General features: G+C 72.7%; 16 protein-coding genes. 8 read left to right on the top strand and 8 right to left on the bottom strand.

Annotated features, from left to right (window positions below; translation table 11 throughout):
* Positions 1-94 precede the first annotated feature (94 nt).
* The 3 genes from ACZ7DY_RS10930 to ACZ7DY_RS10920 form a co-directional block, all read right to left on the bottom strand.
* Complete coding sequence (locus ACZ7DY_RS10930; RefSeq protein WP_471132915.1) at positions 95-1,111, bottom strand: N-acetylmuramoyl-L-alanine amidase; 1,017 nt, start codon at positions 1,109-1,111, stop codon at positions 95-97.
* Positions 1,112-1,133: 22 nt separating this feature from the next.
* Positions 1,134-1,784 (bottom strand): class I SAM-dependent methyltransferase, encoded by a 651-nt coding sequence (locus ACZ7DY_RS10925; protein ID WP_471132912.1) that lies wholly within the window; start codon positions 1,782-1,784, stop codon positions 1,134-1,136.
* Positions 1,785-2,167: 383 nt separating this feature from the next.
* Positions 2,168-3,910 carry an MFS transporter gene (locus tag ACZ7DY_RS10920; protein ID WP_471132910.1) on the bottom strand — a complete coding sequence of 581 codons (1,743 nt, stop codon included), beginning with the start codon at positions 3,908-3,910 and terminating at the stop codon, positions 2,168-2,170.
* A 248-nt stretch (positions 3,911-4,158) separates the two neighbouring features.
* On the opposite strand from ACZ7DY_RS10920, the gene ACZ7DY_RS10915 reads away from it, so the two are divergent.
* The 3 genes from ACZ7DY_RS10915 (at position 4,159) to ACZ7DY_RS10905 (ending at position 9,280) form a co-directional block, all read left to right on the top strand.
* On the top strand, positions 4,159-6,411 hold the full coding sequence (locus tag ACZ7DY_RS10915; protein ID WP_471132908.1) for an acyl-CoA dehydrogenase: 2,253 nt from the start codon (positions 4,159-4,161) through the stop codon (positions 6,409-6,411).
* A 68-nt stretch (positions 6,412-6,479) separates the two neighbouring features.
* A complete protein-coding gene (locus ACZ7DY_RS10910) occupies positions 6,480-7,664 on the top strand; it encodes a lipid-transfer protein (protein WP_471132905.1) in 1,185 nt (394 codons plus the stop codon).
* A 155-nt stretch (positions 7,665-7,819) separates the two neighbouring features.
* Entirely contained in the window at positions 7,820-9,280 is a 1,461-nt protein-coding gene (locus ACZ7DY_RS10905; RefSeq protein WP_471132903.1) for an MFS transporter, read from the top strand.
* 90 nt (positions 9,281-9,370) lie between these two features.
* Here the strand turns inward: ACZ7DY_RS10905 and ACZ7DY_RS10900 are convergent, their stop codons facing one another.
* Positions 9,371-10,225: a PIG-L family deacetylase gene (locus ACZ7DY_RS10900; protein WP_471132900.1), complete on the bottom strand. Its 855-nt coding sequence runs from the start codon at positions 10,223-10,225 to the stop codon at positions 9,371-9,373.
* 237 nt (positions 10,226-10,462) lie between these two features.
* Between ACZ7DY_RS10900 and ACZ7DY_RS10895 the strand changes: the two genes are divergently transcribed.
* Together ACZ7DY_RS10895 and ACZ7DY_RS10890 are read left to right on the top strand one after the other, a co-directional pair.
* On the top strand, positions 10,463-11,002 hold the full coding sequence (locus ACZ7DY_RS10895; protein WP_471132899.1) for a SigE family RNA polymerase sigma factor: 540 nt from the start codon (positions 10,463-10,465) through the stop codon (positions 11,000-11,002).
* Positions 10,999-11,808, top strand: a complete 810-nt coding sequence (locus ACZ7DY_RS10890; protein ID WP_471132896.1) for a hypothetical protein — start codon at positions 10,999-11,001, stop codon at positions 11,806-11,808. The genes ACZ7DY_RS10895 and ACZ7DY_RS10890 overlap by 4 nt, the downstream gene beginning before the upstream one ends.
* A 140-nt stretch (positions 11,809-11,948) precedes the next feature.
* Here the strand turns inward: ACZ7DY_RS10890 and ACZ7DY_RS10885 are convergent, their stop codons facing one another.
* Together ACZ7DY_RS10885 and ACZ7DY_RS10880 are read right to left on the bottom strand one after the other, a co-directional pair.
* On the bottom strand, positions 11,949-12,581 hold the full coding sequence (locus tag ACZ7DY_RS10885) for a response regulator (protein WP_471134484.1): 633 nt from the start codon (positions 12,579-12,581) through the stop codon (positions 11,949-11,951).
* Between the two features lie 77 nt (positions 12,582-12,658).
* Entirely contained in the window at positions 12,659-13,948 is a 1,290-nt protein-coding gene (locus ACZ7DY_RS10880; RefSeq protein ID WP_471132894.1) for a sensor histidine kinase, read from the bottom strand.
* 590 nt (positions 13,949-14,538) lie between these two features.
* Between ACZ7DY_RS10880 and ACZ7DY_RS10875 the strand changes: the two genes are divergently transcribed.
* The 3 genes from ACZ7DY_RS10875 (at position 14,539) to ACZ7DY_RS10865 (ending at position 17,738) form a co-directional block, all read left to right on the top strand.
* Positions 14,539-15,393: a MaoC/PaaZ C-terminal domain-containing protein gene (locus ACZ7DY_RS10875; RefSeq protein ID WP_471132891.1), complete on the top strand. Its 855-nt coding sequence runs from the start codon at positions 14,539-14,541 to the stop codon at positions 15,391-15,393.
* Positions 15,394-15,526: 133 nt separating this feature from the next.
* Positions 15,527-16,609, top strand: coding sequence for a Zn-dependent alcohol dehydrogenase (locus tag ACZ7DY_RS10870; RefSeq protein ID WP_471132889.1), 1,083 nt, complete (start codon positions 15,527-15,529; stop codon positions 16,607-16,609).
* 133 nt (positions 16,610-16,742) lie between these two features.
* Positions 16,743-17,738, top strand: coding sequence for a 3-oxoacyl-ACP reductase (locus ACZ7DY_RS10865; RefSeq protein WP_471132887.1), 996 nt, complete (start codon positions 16,743-16,745; stop codon positions 17,736-17,738).
* A 74-nt stretch (positions 17,739-17,812) separates the two neighbouring features.
* On the opposite strand, the gene ACZ7DY_RS10860 is transcribed toward ACZ7DY_RS10865, so the two are convergent.
* Positions 17,813-17,986, bottom strand: a complete 174-nt coding sequence (locus tag ACZ7DY_RS10860) for a hypothetical protein (RefSeq protein WP_471132884.1) — start codon at positions 17,984-17,986, stop codon at positions 17,813-17,815.
* Between the two features lie 45 nt (positions 17,987-18,031).
* A complete protein-coding gene (locus ACZ7DY_RS10855) occupies positions 18,032-19,285 on the bottom strand; it encodes a hypothetical protein (protein ID WP_471132882.1) in 1,254 nt (417 codons plus the stop codon).
* Positions 19,286-19,428 lie beyond the last annotated feature (143 nt).

Raw genomic sequence — 19,428 nt, 5'->3', positions numbered from 1 at the left:
CCCCTCATCGTAGGGAGGACAATATCGTCCGGACCCGTGGGGTGTCTGCTCGGGATAAAGACGTCCACGCCTCGAAACGATGACGTTCTCGCCCCTAACCCTGCAGGAATCCCGCGATTCCCTCAGAAATCCCCTGCGCCGCCTTCTGCCGCCACGCGTCACTGGTCAGCAGGGCCGCGTCCTTCGCGTCCCGCATGTTGCCGCACTCGATGAACACCTTGGGGACGGTCGAGAGGTTGAGGCCGCCGAGGTCCCTGCGGACGTCGAGGCCGGTGCCGCCGCCGACGTAGTTGGAGGGGGCGCTGCCCGTGACGCGCACGAACTCCCCGGCGATCCGTTCGCCCAACTCCTTGGAGGGGGCGACGATCGCGGAGGTGTCGGCCGCGCCGGAGCGCACCTTGGCGGGCAGGATCACGTGGAAGCCGCGGTTGCCGGCCGCGGAGCCGTCTGCGTGGACGGAGACCACCGCGTCGGCGTGGGCCTTGTTGCCGATCTGGGCGCGCTCGTCGACGCAGGGTCCCCAGGGCCGGTCGCCGTCCTGGGTGAACTTGACCGTGGCGCCCTGCTTTTCGAGCAGCGTGCGCAGGCGGCGGGAGACGTCGAGGGTGAACTTCGCCTCGGTGTAACCGGCGTTGGTGGACGTGCCCGTCGTGTCGCACTCCTTGCGGTTCGTGCCGATGTCGACGAGGCGGTTGATCTCCGCGGTGTGGCCGAAGTTGCCCGGGTTGTGGCCCGGGTCGACCACGACCACCTTGCCCTTGAGGGGGCCGCCCGGCGCGGGGCCGTGCGCGGACGGCTTCGTAGTCGAATCGTTGTCGTCGCCGTCCCGGCCCTTGCCGTGCTTGCCCTTTTCGTCGTCCTTGTCGGGCTTGCCGGAGGCGGGGCGGGAGGCCGAGGGGGCGCCGGAGGACGGGTCCCGGTCGGCCGACGCGCTCGACGACACCGGCAGCGATCTCGCGGGCTCGTTCCCCCCGGGCCCGCTCGTGGCCTGATAGACGAGCCAGCCCGCCAGGCACGTCGGGACCAGCGCGGCGACGGTCACCGTCAGCGGACGGCCGATGCTGCGCCTGGGCGGCTGGGAGGGATCGAATTCCGGACCTACGTACGACACGAGGGCGAGCCTATCGGCGAGGTCAGATCCCCGCTCCCGTTCGCCGCAGCACGCGCAGCGAGTCCACCCCCGGGACCTCGGTGAACGCGCCGGACTCCAGGGCCCTGAGGTAGACGCGGTACGGGGCCTGCCCGGTCATGATGTCGACGGGGTCGGGAAAGACGTCGTGGATGACGAGGAGCCCGCCGCGCGCGACGTGCGGCGCCCACCCCTCGTAGTCGGCCGTGGCGTGCTCGTCCGTGTGGCCGCCGTCGATGAAGACCAGGCCGAGCTCGCCGCCCCACGCCTTCGCCACCTGCGGCGAACGGCCCACGATCGCGATCACGTGGTCCTCCAGGCCCGCCCGGTGCAGCGTGCGCCGGAACGTGGGCAGCGTGTCCATCCGGCCGACCTCGGGGTCGACCGTCTCCGGGTCGTGGTACTCCCAGCCGGGCTGCTGCTCCTCGCTGCCGCGGTGGTGGTCGACGGTGATGGCGCTCACCCCGGCCTGCCGGGCCGCGTCGGCCAGCAGGATCGTGGAGCGGCCGCAGTACGTGCCGACCTCCAGGAGCGGCAGGCCGAGCGCGGCGGCCTCCGTCGCGGCGGCGTACAGCGCGAGCCCCTCGCCGCGCGGCATGAAGCCCTTGGCGGCCTCGAAGGCGGCGAGGATCTCCGGCTTGGGCTCGACGGCCATGGCCACGGGCTTCCTCCAGGTGTGGGTGGGTGGGTGCGGTGGGTGGGCGCATGCTCGGTGCGTACGGCCGCCATGATGCACGGCGCCCCCGCCACCCGGGTGACGGGGGTGTGCGGCCCCAGACCGGTGGCCCCAGGCCGTTGACCTCGGGCCAGTGGCTTCAGGCCGGTGGCCCCTGGCCGGTGACCTCAGGCCCGCGGCCCCAGGCCGGTGACCTCAAGCCAGCGCCCCCAGAGCACCGACCCCAGGCCAGCGCCCCCAGTCCACCGACCCCAGGCCAGCGCCCCCAGAGCACCGACCCCAGGCCAGCGCCCCCAGTCCACCGACCCAGGCCAGCGCCCCCAGTCCACCGACCCCAGTCCACCGACCCCAGTCCACCGGCCTCAGGCCGGTACGTCGCTCTCGTCGGTCGCCGCCGACAGGGACAGGTCGACCTGGACCGGCCGCTCGTCCCCGTGGTGGGCCGCCGCCTCGGCGCGCGGCGCGTGGCCGGTGGCGGTGGCCGCGAGGACGTAGGAGCCGCCCGCCGGGACGGCGAGGGAGTAGTGGCCCGCGTCGTCGGTGAGGGCGGCGCCCGCCTGCTTGCCGCGGCGGTCGATCAGCGTGACCTTGGCCCGGGCGACGGGCGTGCCGTCCGCGCCGTGCACCCGGCCGTGGAAGCCGGCCAGGACCTGCGCCGCGCGCTCCAGGTTGGCGTCCTCCTCGCTGCTCGCGCGCAGCTGCGTGGTGGCCGGGCGGCGCGCGGACGGCAGCATGAGGGCGAAGAGCAGGCCGACGACGACCGCGCCCGCGGCGATCAGGAACGAGACGCGGAAGCCGTGCATGGTGGGCACGGCGAGGCCGCCGACGTGGTCCGCGGTGTTGGCCAGGACCATGCCGATCACGGCGCTCGACACCGAGGTGCCGATGGAGCGCATCAGGGTGTTGAGGCCGTTGGCCGCGCCCGTCTCGGACGGGTCGACGGAGCCGATGATGAGGGCGGGCAGCGAGGAGTAGGCGAGGCCGATGCCAGCGCCGAGGAGGACCGCGATGATGATCGTCTGCCAGGCGGCGCTCATCAGGCCGAGCCCGGCGCCGTAGCCGATCGTGATGATCAGCATGCCGAGGATGAGGGTCACCTTCGGGCCGTACTTCGCCGAGAGGCGGGCGTAGACGGGCGCGGTGAACATCATCGTCAGGCCGAGCGGCATCACGCACAGGCCCGCGACGACCATGGACTGGCCGAGGCCGTAGCCGGTCGCGGTGGGCAGCTGGAGCAGCTGGGGCAGGACCAGCGAGACGGCGTAGAAGGCGACGCCGACCATGATCGAGGCGAGGTTGGTGAAGAGCACCGAGCGGCGGGCCGTGGTGCGCAGGTCCACCAGCGGGGCCTTCAGGCGCAGCTCCATCACGCCCCACAGGACGAGGACGACGGCCGCGGCGGCGAAGAGCCCGAGCGTGGTGGTCGAGGACCAGCCCCAGTCGCTGCCCTTGGTGATCGGCAGCAGGAAGAGGACGAGGCCGGCGGAGAGGCCGAGCGCGCCGAGTACGTCGAAGGTGCCCTCGGCGCGGACCGGGCTCTCCGGCACGAAGACGAGGGTCAGCAGGATGGAGAGGACGCCGAGGCCCGCCGCGCCGAAGAACAGCGCGTGCCAGTCGGCGTTCTGCGCGACCAGCGCGGCGACCGGCAGGGCGAGGCCGCCGCCGACGCCGATGGAGGAGCTCATCAGGGCCATCGCGGAGCCGAGCTTCTCGCGGGGCAGCTCGTCGCGCATCAGGCCGATGCCCAGCGGGATGGCGCCCATGGCGAAGCCCTGGAGCGCGCGGCCCACGATCATCACGATCAGATCGTCGGTGAAGCCGCAGATCAGCGAGCCGATCACCATGACGGCGAGGCTGCTGAGCAGCATCTTCCGCTTGCCATAGAGGTCGCCGAGACGGCCCATGATCGGCGTGGAGACCGCGCCCGCGAGCAGGGTCGACGTCATGACCCAGGTGGCGTTCGACGGCGAGGTGCGCAGCAGCTCGGGCAGGTCCTTGATGACCGGCACGAGCAGGGTCTGCATCACCGCGACGACGATGCCGGAGAAGGCGAGTACGGGGACGACTCCGCGTATGCCGCGTGGGTGGGTCGTCGACATCGACATTGCTTGGGGCCTCCGGGGCGGAAGAGGGCTCGGCAGGAGTGGGTACGCGGCCGTGACCGTGTACGTGTAGCTCGAACCTGTTTCCCGGGGCGACTATTCCGACGGATGTCGTACGAGAGGAACTCTTGACCCGTTGTTAACCGAGTCATCACCCGGCCCGCCAAGAGGCCCCGTACCTGACCTTCCGTCAGATTGAAACGTGTTCTACTCTGGCGCCGTCCCGGCAGCGGCTACCGGCGAGGATGCGCATGGGGATCGGAATCACGCGGGAACAAAGGGAGTTGGCGGCGGCCGTACGCGGCTGGATCACACGCGCCGTACCCCACGAAGAGATACGCGGACCGCTCGACGAGCCCCCGGAGCCTCTGGAGCTCCCGGAGCTCCCGGAGTCCCCGGAACCCGCCCCCGGCCCGCCCGGGGACACCCCCCGCCGAGGCGGTCGGCCCGCCCACTGGGACGGCCTCGCCGCACAGGGCCTGCTCGGCCTCCACCTGCCCGAGGAGCACGGCGGCGGAGGCGGCGACCTCGTCGACCTCGCGGTGGCCATCGAAGAAGCGGCCCGCGCCGCCCTCCCCGGCCCCTACGCGGCCAGCTCCCTCGCCTCACTCGTCCTGCACCGCGCGGGCGCCCACGCCCTCACCGCCCGGCTCGCCGCCGGCACCCTCGTCGGAGCCGTCGCCCTGGACACCGGCACCCTCACCGCCGTCTCCGTGCCCGACGGCTACGTCCTCGACGGCACGGCGCCGCCCGTGCTCTCCGGCGGCGACGCCGACCTCCTGGTCCTCGCCGCCGCCACCGCGACCGGCCCCGTCTGGCTGGCCGCCGACGCCACCGCGCTCACCGTACGTACCCACGGCAGCGCCGACCCCACGCGACCGACCGCCGAGGTCAGTGCGCACGCCGCGCACGTGCCGGCCGACCGGGTGCTCGCCGTGGACGGGGCCACCGTCCGCGACCTGGCCGCCGCCGTGTTCGCCGCCGACGCGTGCGGCACCGCCGCCTGGGCGTTGCACACCGCGGCCGAACACGCCAAGGTGCGCGAGCAGTTCGGGCGGCCCATCGGACAGTTCCAGGGCGTCAAACACCTCTGCGCCGACATGCTGGTCCGCCTCGAACAGGCCCGCGCCCTGGCCTGGGACGCGGCCCGCGCCGCCGACGACCCGGACCTGCCGGCCGACGTACGCGGACTGACCACCGCACTCGCCGCGGCCACGGCCCTGGACGCCGCCTGCTCCTGCGCCAAGGACTGCGTACAGATCCTTGGCGGCACCGGCTTCACCTGGGAACACGACGCACACCTCTACCTGCGCCGCGCCCTCGTCGCCCGGCAGCTGCTCGGCACCGGCGACACGCACCGGCTGCGCGCCGTACGGCACGCGCACGGCGGCGCCCGCCGCGAACTGCGCCTGGAACTCCCGCAGGAGGCACGGGCCGAGGCCGAGGAGTACCGCACCCGCGCCCGCGCGGCCATCGCCCCCGCCCGCGGACTCGACCCGGCCGCCGCCCGCAAGGCCCTCGCCCCCACCGGCTACGCCGCCCCGCACCTCCCCGCCCCCCACGGCCTCGGCGCGGGGCCCGTCGAACAGCTCGTGATCCAGGAGGAGTTGGCGTCCGCCGGGGTGCGCGTCGCCGACCTCGGCATCGCCACCTGGGTGGTCCCCTCCCTCCTGACGTACGGCACCGAGGAGCAGCGGGCACGCTTCCTCGCGCCCACCCTGCGCGGCGAGCTGCTCTGGTGCCAGCTCTTCAGCGAACCCGGCGCCGGCTCCGACCTCGCCTCCCTGCGCACCCGGGCCGAGCGCGTCGAGGGCGGCTGGCGGGTCAACGGCCAGAAGGTGTGGACGAGCGCCGCCCAATGGGCCGACCACGGCATCCTCCTCGCCCGCACCGACCCCTCGGCGCCCAAGCACAGGGGCCTGACCTACTTCCTCGTCGACATGCGGAACACCCCGGGGATCGACATCCGCCCCCTCAAGGAGATCACCGGCGAATCCCTCTTCAACGAGGTGTACTTCGACGACGTGCTGCTTCCCGCGGACGCGGTCGTCGGTGACGTCGACGACGGCTGGCGGGTGGCCCGCCACACCCTGGGCAACGAACGCGTCCACATGGCCGACCAGGTGGCCTTCGACACCGGACTCGAAGCGCTCGTCGCGCGGGCCGGCGAACTCGACGACGCCTGCCGCGCCCGCGTCGGCGCGCTCGCCGCCGAGGCCCACGCCCTCGCCTGCGTCGGACTGCGCACCACGACGCAGCAGGTGGCGGGCGCCGAGCCGGGCGCAGGCGCCTCGGTCCGCAAACTCGTCCAGACCGCGCACCAGCAGAAGGTCGCCGAGCTGACCCTCGAACTCCTCGGCCCGGCCGGCGCGGTGCGCGAGGGCGCGGGGGAGCGGGCCCTGCACGGCTTCCTGATGTCCCGCTGCCTGACCATCGCGGGCGGCACCACACAGGTCCAGCTCAACGTCGTCGCCGAACGGATGCTCGGTCTGCCCCGGGACTGACAGCACGGCCCTGACATGACAGCCCGGACAGCACAGCCCTGGCATCACAGCCCACGGAAGGGACCCACATGAAGGCGTACGTCGTCGGTGTCGGGATGACCGCGTTCGAGAAACCCGAGACGCGGGAGTGGCAGTACTGGGACATGGCCAAGGAGGCGGGCACCAAGGCCCTCACGGATGCCGGGATCTCGTACGAGCAGGTGGAGCAGGTCCCCGTCGGCCACTGCTTCCAGGCCTCGACGGCGGGCCAGCGCGCCGTCTACGAACTCGGCCTGACCGGCGTCCCCGTCTACAACGTCAACAACAACTGCGCGACCGGCTCGACCGCCCTGATGATGGCCCGGCAGTTCGTCGAGGGCGGCCTGAACGACTGCGTGCTCGCCCTCGGCTTCGAGAAGATGGCCCGCGGCTCCCTGGGCGGCGGGGGCGAGGGAGACTTCGCGACCTCACCCGTCGCACGCCACTACGGGATCATGGCCGAGCGCCACGGCTTCGAGATGACCCCGCCGACGGCACAGATCTTCGGCAACGCGGCCCGCGAACACATGGAGAAGTACGGCACCACCGAGGCACAGCTCGCCGCGGTCGGCGCCAAGAACCACCGGCACTCCACGAACAATCCGTACGCACAGTTCCAGGACGCGTACACCGTCGACGAGGTCCTCGCCGCCAGGACGATCCACCGCCCGCTGACCAAGCTGCAGTGCTCCCCGACCTCGGACGGCGCGGCGGCCGCGGTCGTCGTCTCCGAACGGTTCGTGGAACGGCACGGCCTCGCCGGGCGTGCGGTGGAGATCGCCGCCCAGGCCATGACCACCGACACCGGCGAGTCCTTCGCCTCCGGCTCGTGCGTCGACGCCGTCGGACAGCCGATGTCACGGGAGGCGGCCCGCCAGGTGTACGAGAGGTCGGGGCTCGGCATCGAGGACGTGGACGTCGTCGAGCTGCACGACTGCTTCTCCATCAACGAACTCCTCACGTACGAGGCGCTCGGCATGTGCGCGGCGGGCGAGTCCGGGAAGCTCGTCGAGAGCGGCGCGACGACGTACGGCGGACGGTGGGTGGTCAACCCCTCAGGCGGCCTCATCTCCAAGGGCCACCCCCTGGGCGCGACCGGCATCGCCCAGGTCGCCGAGGTCACCTGGCAGCTGCGCGGCGAGGCCGGGGCCCGGCAGGTCGAGGGGGCACGGGTGGGGCTCGCGCACAACATCGGGCTCGGCGGGGCGGCGGTGGTGACGATGTTGCGGCGGTAGGGGGGCTGCCGCCAGAGGAGTGTGCGGAAAGGGGACGGAGGAGGGGGAAGCGGGACGGCGGGGCGGCGGAGGACGGGGCCTAGTCCTGTCGTCCGAGGTCTCGTCCAGCGAATTCCCGATGCGCCGCTCGAGTCTCGCTTGAGAGGATGGCTGTCATGGTCCAGACGCCCTCCACCACTTACACGGCCGCCCCCGGCACCGCCACCCCCTCCTCCGCCCCCGCGCCGAAGAAGTCCGTCCCGGTGTGGGCGGTGCTGCTCGCCGCCTGCGCGGGCCAGTTCCTGGTCGTCCTCGACGTGTCCGTGGTGAACACCGCGCTGCCCTCGATGCGGGCCGACCTCGGCATGAGCGCCGTCGGCCTGCAATGGGTCGTCAACGCGTACTCCATAGCCTTCGCGGGCTTCATGCTGCTCGGCGGGCGGGCCGGAGACCTCTTCGGGCGCAAGCGGATGTTCCTCGTCGGGCTCGGCCTCTTCACCGCCGCCTCGCTCGGCGGCGGCCTCGCCCAGTCCGAGTGGCAGCTCCTCGTGGCGCGGGCCGTGCAGGGGCTGGGCGCCGCGGTCCTCGCGCCGTCGACCCTGACGATCCTCACCTCGGCGGTGCCCGAGGGCGCCGCGAGGGCGCGGGCCATCGGCGTCTGGTCGGCGGTCGGCGCGGGCGGCGGCGCGGCGGGCGGACTGGTCGGCGGGGTCCTGACCGACCTGCTCTCCTGGCGCTGGGTGCTCCTGATCAACGTGCCGGTCGGCGCCCTCGTCATCGTCGCGGGCCTCGCCTGGCTCACCGAGAGCACGGCCGACCGGTCCCGGCGCCTGGACGTGCCGGGCGCGGTGCTCGTCACCGCGGGCCTCGCCACCCTCGCGTACGGCATCGTGCAGACCGAGGAGAAGGGCTGGACGGCGGCCGCCACCCTGGTGCCCCTCGCGGCGGGGCTCGCGCTGCTCGGGGCGTTCCTCGTGGTGGAGGCGCGCACGAAGCTGCCCCTGATGCCGCTGAAGCTCTTCCGGGTACGGACGGTGTCGGCCGCGAACGCCGCGATGTTCGTGTGCGGCGCCGGCATGTTCGCCATGTGGATGTTCATGACGCTCTACACCCAGAACGTCCTTGGCTACTCCCCGCTCAAGGCGGGCCTCGCCCTCATGCCGTCCTCCCTCACCGTCGTCACGGGCTCCATGATCGCGCCGCGCCTGATGCCGCTGATCGGCGCGAAGAACGTCTCCGTGATCGGCATCGTGGTGGCCGCCGCGGGCTTCGGCTGGCAGTCGACGATGACGGTCGACGGCGCGTATGTCACCTCGATCCTGCTGCCCGGCATCGTGATGATGCTCGGCGCGGGCCTCGCCACGACCCCGCTCGCCTCCCTGGCCACGTCGGGCGCGCGGGCGGGGGACGCGGGCCTCGTCTCGGGCCTGGTCAACACCTCCCGCACGATGGGCGGCGCGCTCGGACTCGCGGTGCTCTCCACGGTGGCCGCCGCCCGGATGAACGGCTCGACGTCACCGCAGGCGCTCACCGACGGCTACGCCATGGCGTTCCGCACGAGCGGCTTCATCCTGCTGGCGGGCGTGGTGGTGCTGCTCCTGTGGATGCCGGGACGGCGGGTTCCGGCGGCGGATTGAGGAAACCGGGATCGAGGGGGAGCGGGGGAGCGGGATCGAGGGGGGGGGAGCGGGCCGCCGGAATGGAGGGCCGGGACGGGGCCGGGCTCGTCAGCGCAGTCCGGCGAAGAGGTCGTCCTCGCGACCGGTCTCGGAGACGGCGAGGCGGGCGCCGTCCCGGACACGTACGAAGGTCTCCAGGCCCATCAGTTGGCCGAACCTCTCCTTGCCCATCTTCAGGAAGAAGATGTTCTCGCCCTGACTGGCGTGCGCGGCCAGCGAGTCGAACTTCTGGTCGCTGAACGCGGTGGTCTCCACCCACGTGGTGATCTCGTCGTCGGGGAGGCCGATCTCGGCCATCGCGGCGGCCTCGGCGGGGTCCGGCTCCGGCATGTCCTCGTTGAACTCGCGCATGATCTCGCCGAACCGCCGCATCCCGGAGTGCGGCATCGTCGTCCAGTAGACCTTCGGCGTCAGCCCCTCCGACCGGACCAGCTCCAGTGCCGCCATCGTGATGCGGTGGGCCTGGATGTGGTCGGGGTGGCCGTAGAAGCCGTTCTCGTCATAGGTGACGACGACGTCGGGCCGGTGGTGCCGCATGAGCTCCGCGAGGCGGGCGGCGCCTTCTTCCACGGGCGTCCGCCAGAACGACCCCGGGGCGTCGTTGCTGGGCCAGCCCATCATCCCGGAGTCGGCGTAGTCCAAGGTCTCCAGAACACCGATCTTCAGGACCTCACAGCTCGCCTCCAGCTCCTTGCGGCGCATCGCGGCGACGGCGGCGGGGTCGTGCCCGGGGTCGCCGGGCTTGGTGCCCCCCGGCCCGTCCCCGCAACCGCCGTCGGTACAGGTCACGAGCACCGTGCGGATGCCTTCCGCCGCGTACCGCGCGAGGATTCCTCCCGTTCCGGTGGCCTCGTCGTCGGGGTGGGCGTGCACAGCCATGAGGGTCAAAGGCCGGTCATTCATGAGTAGGTCCTCCCGCGGAATTGCACGCACGAACGAAGTACGTGCCCGGTACGAAGTGTGTGAATGCGGGACATGCGTCCGTGTGACGCCGGTCCCTCGCTCGGTGCAACAGCGCAGGACCGACGGACTGTTCCCTTGATGGGCGGGAGCGAGAGCGGGATCGGGATGCGGCGTGGTTCCTGCGGCGGAGGCAACGGTTTGGGGGCTCCATGGACTCCAATGTGCGAGGAGGCATTCATGGGGGAGCGAAAGCAGGCCGTGGACGGTGAGTTCCAGGGGTTCGTCACCAGCCGCTGGTCGAAGCTGATGCGTACGGCGTTTCTGTTGACGGGGGACCAGCACGCGGCGGAGGACCTGGTCCAGTCGTCACTGGAGAGGGTCTATGTGTCCTGGCGGAAGGTGAGCGCCGCGGGAGACCCGGACGCGTATGTGCGCCGGATCATGATCAACACCCACGCGCGCAGACACCGGCGCAAGCTCAAGGAGTTCCTGTCGCTGCAGGACTCGGCGCCGGTCCTGGACAGACCGGAGCACGGCGACCGCATGGCGCAGGCGGACGACAGGGCGGCGCTGCTGCGTGCCCTCGCCGAGCTGCCCACGCGCCAGCGCGAGGCGGTCGTCCTGCGGTACTGGGAAGACCTGAGCGAGACCAGCACCGCCGAGGCCATGGGCTGCTCGATCGGCGCCGTGAAGAGTAACGCCGCCAAGGGGATCGCCAAGCTCCGCGCCATACCCGCACTGACCGAGACGGTCGGAAGCCGAGGAGAGACGTCATGACCAGGGAGCAGGACGCGGCGCAGCCCGACGCCGCACACAGAGACATCGCCCTCCGCCTCGCGGAGGCGGCGGACGAGTGCGAGGTCGGCATAGCCCCGTACGCGGCGGTGGTGCGCGGCGGCCGGCGCAGGAAGGCGCGCCGCTGGGTGCTCGGCGCCCTGGCCGCGGTCACGATCGCCGGTTCCACCGGCTCACTGGCACTCGCTGTGGTGGACGGCAGGGACCAGTCGGTGCGGACGCAGTCGCCTGCCGAGGGCGGCACGGCCCTGGACCGCCACGTCCAGAGCCCGTGGCGCACCCCGCTGACGGAGGTCGGGGGCGGCTCGGGCAAGGGGGCGGCCCGCGTCGAGCTGCAGGTGTGGGGCGTGCCGAGGGACGAGGCCGAGGCACGCGACCAGCGGAAGGCGATGACCGAGGCCGGCGTGTGGGACGAGCGGACGACCGACCCCGCCCCGGACTTCGACCGTCCCTGGTTCGCGATCGTCGTCAGGGCCGACGGCAAGGAGAAGGTGACGTCCTTCGGCCTGGAGGACGAGAGGCCGGGCGGCGACGACGGCCTGAGCTTCGCCGCGGTGCGGTTCAAGCTGAACGGCCGCGAGCTCACGGTCGGACACGTGGGCCCGAAGACGAGACGAGTGGAGTACGCGTACCGGGACGGCACGGTCGAACCACCCCTGCGCAGGGCCCCGGGCTCGGGCTACCTGTGGTTCACAAGGGAGGAGGGCGAGGCGGGCCCCGACGGCAGACTCCGGGACATCCGGATCTCTGACGGCGAGGGGAGGACGCAAGTGATCCAGGAGGACTGAACGCATCTCGCCAGACGAGGCTCCGAGGACGACTCGACGGCTCGACGACTCGACGGCTCAGGTGGTGAACGACGCCCCCCCCCGGGCCGGGAAGGGCACCCGCGTCTGCTTCGCCCACGGCTCAGCACCCACAACGGGCGCTAGAGCCACCCCTGCTGCCGCGCCTCCCGCACCGCTTCCATCCGGTTGCGTGTGCCGGTCTTGCCGATGGCCGCCGAGAGATAGTTCCGCACGGTCGACTCCGACAGATGCAGCTTGCCCGCGATGTCGGAGACGGTCGCGCCGTCCACGGAGGCCTTGAGGACGTCCGCCTCACGGCCGGTCAACGGGTTCGGCCCGGCGCTCAGCGCGGCCGCGGCGAGCGCCGGGTCGATGACCGTCTCGCCCCGCAGCACCCGACGGATCGCCTCTGCAAGCTCCTCGACCGGCCCGTCCTTGACCAGGAAGCCGACCGCTCCGGCCTCCATGGCACGGCGCAGATAGCCGGGCCGGCCAAAGGTGGTCAGGATCAGGACGCGGCAGTCGGGGCACTCCTCGCGCAGGTCGGCGGCGGCGTCCAGGCCGCTGCGGCCCGGCAGTTCGATGTCGAGGAGCGCCACGTCGGGCCGGGAGGTCAGCGCCGCGTCGACGATTTCATCCCCCGCGCCGACCTGGGCGACGACCTCGATGTCCTCCTCCATGCCGAGCAGCAGGGCGAGCGCGCCCCGCATCATGCCCTGGTCCTCGGCGAGGAGAACGCGCACACCCCTGATCGGACGGTGATCCCGCGGCATTTCGTTCACAGGGAACAGGGTAGGGCCGACGTCCACTTCGGCCGGCGACTCATGTGCCGCGCCGATCAGGCCTCAGCTCACCAACCCCGCTCCTCCCCAACCGGCTCGGGCGTGAGGGGCGGGTCCGGGTCCGCTTCTGTGGTCGGGAGGAGGGCCGTGACGCGGAAGCCTGGGTGGGGGGTTGTCGGGCCCGAGGTGAGGGAGCCGCCCGCTGCCGTGAGGCGTTCGGCCAGGCCCTTCAGGCCGCTGCCGGGTGTGCCCTCGCCCGGCCCGCGGCCGTCGTCCGTGACGGTCAGGCGGGTCCGTTCGGGGGTTCCGGTGACCTCGATCTCGCAGTGGGCCGCGCCGGAGTGGCGTACGACGTTGGTGGCGGACTCGCGGACCACCCAGCCGAGCAGGGCCGCGGTCTGCGGGGCGAGCGGGGGACCGGACTGGCGGACGGTCGTGTCGATGCCGGCGGCGGCCAGCAGGTCCCTGGCGCGGTCCAGTTCCGTGGCGAGGCTGCCCTCGCGGTAGCCGGTGACGGCCTCGCGGATCTCGGTGAGCGCCTGCCGGCCGACGGACTCGATGTCGGCGACCTGGTCGAGCGCCGCGTCCAGGTGGCGAGGGGCCAGGCGGCGGGTGGCCTCCGCCTTCACCACGATCACGGAGAGCGTGTGGCCGAGCAGGTCGTGCAGATCGCGGGAGAAGCGGAGGCGTTCCTTCTCGACGGCGGCGCGGGCCAGCTCCTCGCGGGTGTCGCGCAGCTCGCGGACCGCCTCGGAGAGGGAGAGGATCGCGGCCGTCACCATGGTGGAGAGGAACGTGCCGTAGGCGATGTTCACCGCGCCCCAGCCGTCCTTGTACCCGCCGACGGCCCCCGCGAGCGCGCCCAGGGCCAGCCCGATGGGGCCGAGCCCACGGCCGCGTACGACCGCCCCCACGGCCAGGCCGAGCAGCGGGAAGAAGAGCAGCCAGTTGCCGCCGTAGCCGACGGCGAGTCCGACGGTCAGCAGGCCGAGGGCGATCAGGGCGACCAGCGTGGAGCGGGCCTGGCGCTTGTGCTTGTCGAAGGCGCGGAAGGCGATGAAGACGTAGAGGGAGTTGAAGACGAAGAGCCCGATGCCGCCGATCCAGGGGTTGGGGGTCTCGCCCTGGAGGAGGTGGGAGACGGCGCCCATGCCCATCAGGAGCCAGGGGAGCAGCGCGAAGCCGGTGGGCGGCGGGCCGAAGTGCTCGGCGTCCCGGCAGTTCCCGCGGCCCCGCCGCCGGTCGGCCTTGCTCCGCCGGTACTCCGTCTTCCACTCGTCGCGGGCGCTCTTCCATTCGGCGCGCGCGGTCTGCCACGCGCGCACGCGGCGGCTGATGGCGTTCACCCGTTCATCCATTCACCCGTTCGTCCATTCACCCGTTCGTCCGGGACATGTCGGCGTTTCCCGTCCTCACCTTCGGGGCGGCCGCGGTGTGCGGGTCGCCGTTGCGGGACGACAGCGTACGAACCGGTCGTCGGTGTCCGGCGGGGCGGCACCGTCATCGCGCCTGGTCCCGGCCCCGGTCCTGGTTCTGGCCCCGGTCCCGTTCCCGGCGGGCCGCGACCCTGCGTCGGGTGGGGAGGGCATCGTCCGTGTCATGGGTGTGACGCTACGGATCCGGGGCGGGCGGCGGCAGATCCGGCTGTATGGACCCGGCCGGTACAAATGTCACGGGCGGGCCGCCGGGAACGGATCTCACGCGTACCTCGCCCGTATCTCACGCGTGCCTGACACGTACCCGATGCTTGTCTGACACGTACCCGACGCGTATCCGACCACGATCTGACGTCACGTCAGGAGTCTTCCCAACCGTCAAGGGCTCGGCTATACATGGATCGCCGGACTGGAACGCGTTCTAGAACGGCCCTGTTGCGACCTCGGTGCGGCCGACGGTGCGGACGGCCGCACCGAGGTCTTCTGCTGCCGGCCCAAGGAGCTGCCCGCCCATGCCCATTGACGCCGTGAAGGCCGTGGCCGCCGAGCCCCGGTCCGCCGAGATCGCCTGGGACCACAAGGACGTCCAGCTCTACCACCTCGGCCTCGGCGCCGGACGCCCCGCCACCGACCCGGCCGAGCTGCGCTACACGCTGGAGTCCCGGCTGCACGTCCTGCCCAGCTTCGCCACCGTCGCGGGCGCCGGCATGGGCGTCGTCGGCGGACTCTCCGCGCCCGGCATCGAGGTGGACCTCGCCGCCGTCCTGCACGGCGGCCAGAGCATCACGCTGCACCGCCCCATCCCCGTCAAGGGCGAGGCCGTCAGCACCGCCCGGGTCGCCGCGGTCTACGACAAGGGGAAGGCCGCGATCCTCGTCCTGCGCACCGAAGTCGCCGACGCCGAGGGCCCGTTGTGGACCAGTGACGCCCAGATCTTCGTGCGCGGCGAGGGCGGGTTCGGCGGCGACCGCGGCCCCTCCACCCGCCTCCCCGCCCCTGAGGGCGACCCCGACCTGGAGGTCGAGCGCCCCGTCCGCGAGGACCAGGCCCTCCTCTACCGCCTCTCGGGGGACTGGAACCCGCTGCACGCCGACCCCGAGTTCGCGGCCCTCGCCGGCTTCGACAAGCCGATCCTGCACGGCCTGTGCACCTACGGCATGACGCTCAAGGCCGTCGTCGACACCCAGCTCGGCGGCGACGTGTCACGGGTGCGCGCCTACGGCACCCGCTTCACGGGAGTCGTTTTCCCCGGCGAGACCCTGCGGATCCGCATGTGGCGCACCGACGGCCGGGTGCAGGCCACCGTCACCGCGGTCGAACGGGACGACGCGCCGGTCCTGGCCGACACCGTCGTCGAACACGCCTGACACGGCCCGGCCGCCCCCGACCCGCCCGGCCACCCCCCGATCCGCCCGGCCGCCCCCCGACCCGCCCGGCCGCCCCCGACCCGCTCGGGCTCGCTCGGGCGCGACCGGATCTTCGTACGAGAGGAGCCGCACCATGCGCGCAGCCGTACTGCACGAGACAGGCCAGGACAAGCTCGAGGTCCTCGACGACATCGAGACGGCGGGCTTCGGCCCCGGCAAGGTGAAGATCCGGGTCCGGGCCACCGGGCTGTGCCACTCCGACCTCTCGGCGATGAACGGGGTACTGCCCCAGCCCGCGCCCTTCGTCCCCGGCCACGAGGGCGCCGGCGAGATCATCGACGTCGGCGACGGCGTCACCGGCCTCGCCGAGGGCGATCGCGTCCTGCTCTGCTGGCTCCCCGCCTGCGGCACCTGCCCGGCCTGCAAACGCGGCCAGACGCAGCTGTGTCTCGCCGGGTTCATGAACGCGGGCACCCCCAACTTCAGGCGCTCCGGCGGAAGTTCCGACGTGTTCGGCTTCGCGGGCACCGGCACCTTCGCCGAGGAGGTCGTCGTCGACGCCGGCTGCGCCGTGCCGATCCCCGACGACGTGCCCTTCGACATAGCGGCGCTGATCGGCTGCGGCGTGACGACGGGGCTCGGCGCGGCGGTCAACACGGCCGACGTGGCGGTCGGTTCGTCGGTCGCCGTGATCGGCTGCGGCGGCGTCGGCATCTCCGCGATCCAGGGGGCCCGGCTCAAGGGTGCGGCCCAGATCGTCGCGGTCGACCCGGTCGCCGCGCGCCGGGAGGCGGCGCTGAGGTTCGGCGCCACCGAGGCGGTCGCGCCCGGCGAACTGGCCGACGCCAAACAGCGGATCACCTCGGGCGAGGGCTTCGACTACGTCTTCGAGGTCGTCGGCAAGTCGGCCACGGCCCGCACGGCGTACGAGACGACGCGGCGCGGCGGCACGCTGTGCGTCGTCGGCGCCGGCGCCATGGACGACCATCTCCAGCTCAACATGTTCGAGCTGTTCTTCGACGAGAAGCGCATCCTGCCCTCCATGTACGGCGGCGGCGACGTCCTCACCTCGTACGAGCGGGCCATCGCCCTCTGGCGGGCCGGCCGCATCGACCTCGCGGGCCTCATCACGCACCGCGTGCAGCTCGCCGAGATCAACGAGGCGCTGGACCAGATGCGCACGGGCGCGGCCCTGCGCACCTGCATCGAGATCTGACCGCCTGACCTGCCCCGTTCCGTCGCGTCGCGTTCCGTCGCGTCCGGTCCCGGCCTGCCCCACCGCAGCCGTGGGTGACCCGCCCCGCCCCACCCCACCCCACCCCACCCCGCCCCGCTCCGAAAGGACTTCGATGTCACTGCCACTTGAGGGCCTGTCCGCGATCGTCACCGGTGCGGGACGCGGGCTCGGTCGCGCCGAGGCCCTGGAACTGGCCCGGCTCGGCGCGAGCGTCGTCGTCAACGACTTCGGGCAGCCGGGCCGCGACGGCTCGGGCGAGGCGTCGGCGGGGCCGGCCGAGGAGGTCGTCGCCGAGATCCGTGCGGCGGGCGGAGAGGCCGTCGCCCAGACCGGGGACGTCGCCGACCACGGGCAGGCGGGCGCGCTCGTCCAGTCGGCGATCGACACGTACGGCAGGCTCGACATCCTTGTCAACAACGCGGGCATCCTGCGGGACCGGATGATCTTCTCGATGAGCGAGGCCGAGTGGGACTCGGTCATCCGCGTCCACCTCAAGGGCCACTTCAACACGACCCACTTCGCGGCGGCCCACTGGCGGGCCCGCTCCAAGGCGGCGGGCGGTCCGGTCTACGGCCGGATCGTCAACACCTCGTCCGAGGCCTTCCTCGCCGGCTCGGCCGGCCAGCCCAACTACGCGGCGGCGAAGGGCGGGATCGTCGGGCTGACGACGTCGACGGCGCTGGCCCTCGCCAAGTACGGGGTGACCGCCAACGCCATCTGCCCCCGGGCCCGCACCCGTATGACGGAGGACGTCTTCGCCGGCATCCCGGCACACCGGGAGGGCCGGGAGGGCCGGGAGGGCCGGGACCCGGCCGACGGCCCGCTCGACTCGCTGGACCCGATGGACCCGCTGGCGCCCGAGCACGTCTCGCCGCTGGTCGGCTATCTGGCCTCGCCCGCCGCGGCCAAGGTCAACGGGCAGCTGCTCGTGGTCCACGGCGGCATGGTCGCGGTCGTCGAACGGCCCAGGGTGGCGGCGAAGTTCGACTCGGGGAAGGAGACGTTCACGTTCGACGAGCTGGACGAGGTGCTCTCCCCGTACTACGCGGACCGCCCGCCGAACGAGACGTTCGCGGCGGCGGAGGTACTGGGGCTCAAGCGGGGTTAGCCGGGTTGCGAAAAAGTCTCACCCCCGGGCCGCTCGTGGCGGCCCAGGGGTGAGACCTTTCTGCAATACGTGGGTCAGGACCGCTGGTCCTGCCTGCGGTGCCGCCCCCGCGGCGCCGTCGCCTCGTCGTGCTCGGCCACCGGGCCCCGGTGCTTGCCGGCCCCGGTTCGCGCGCCGGTGGGCACGGTCGACGACATCTGCGGTGCGGTGTTCTGCTGTGTCTCCGTGACGGTCTCGGTCGTAGTCAAGCCATTCACCCCGTATATGAAGATCGTTCGTACAGCCGGGCGAGTCTAACCGGCCGTCGTCCGCCCGCCGAGGGGTGCCTGCTGGAGCGGTACGGGGCGTGCGACAGGGGGTCTCGGGTCCTCGGCCGGGGATGGTGCGGGGGACGGCGCGGGGGGTGGCGGTGGCGGGTTCGGTACGTCGTCCGGCAGGGCTCCGGCCCCGGTGTCCGGAGGGGCGGCTTCGCCGGTCGGCGGTACGGGAACGGTCACCCGCGCCACTCCGCACGGCACCGCCGCCGTCGCGTACGGAAGACACAGCGTGCCGTCCGGCGTCCACCAGCCCGAGCCGGTCAACCACCCCTCAGGGGCGGCCAGTTGGTGAAGCCGCCGCTCGGCGGGCCGCCACAGCCCAACCCAACTGCCGCCCCCGCCCCCGATCCCATTTCCGCGCCCGCCCCCGCCCCCCGCCGGGCCGTCGATCCGCAGTGCCACCGCGCACGTCTCCGGCGTCAGCACCTGCCCGGGCTGGACGGCGAACGGCGTCACGACGAGATCCGGCGGCGACAGGCACTCGGGGAACCGCACCGGCCGCGTACCGCCGAGGACGCCCCAGCCCAGGCGGGGCCGGCCCGGGGCGTCGGAGCGGATCAGGAGCAGGCCGCTGCCGGTGTCGGCGAGCAGCAGCCGGTCGTCGCTCTCCTCGGCGATCTGCAGCAGCGGGGAGACCTCGCCGCCGCGCTCCAGATCCACGGCGACCGTCTTGGTGCGGCCGTCCAGCTCGCGGTCGAGCGCGAGCATGCGGTCCGTGCCGTCGAGCCAGGCGCCGCCCGAGCAGCGGCCGGGCACCGCGGCGAGGTGCTCGGGACCGAAGGTGCCGCCCGCCACCAGCCAGATGTCCGAGGAGCGGGCCCCGGGCGCGAGGGCGTACGCGCGGTCGCCGCCCGGCGCCGGCGGCAGCAGGCTCAGCTCGCCGCACTCCACGGCCCCGAGCGGCACCTCGCCGGTGCCCGGGCCCGTCGGATAGAGCAGGGAGAAGGTGTGCCGCTCGCCGGCCACGCGGTGGATCAGGACACGGCCGTCGGCCATCGGGAGCACTTCGGTGGACGGCTCCTCGGGTTGATGGCCGGGGAGCGGCACCGCGTACGGCTCGGCGGAACCGAGGGTCCAGCGTTCGGGATACCAGGAGTCCGGCGCTCCGGCGGCGCGGGCGAGGCGTGCCGCGTACGAACCGTCCGCCGCGATCGTGCACCCCGTGGGGCGCGCGGGCGCGCGGACGCGGATGGGGGCCTGGGTCGGTGGCGGCGCTGGTGGCGCAGTCATCGTGGGTGTCACCTCCGGCCCCGAAGCTAGTTTTCGTACGCACTGACGTGGCACCGACGAGCGTCCGCTTCACACAGAAGGGTGGCGATGTCCCGATTCGGCTGAGGGGGGAGGGGTGGGTGTGCTGTGCAGCCGTGCCGGGA

This window comes from Streptomyces sp. NPDC037013 (assembly GCF_055607265.1).
This window is presented reverse-complemented; position numbering and strand designations above follow the sequence as displayed.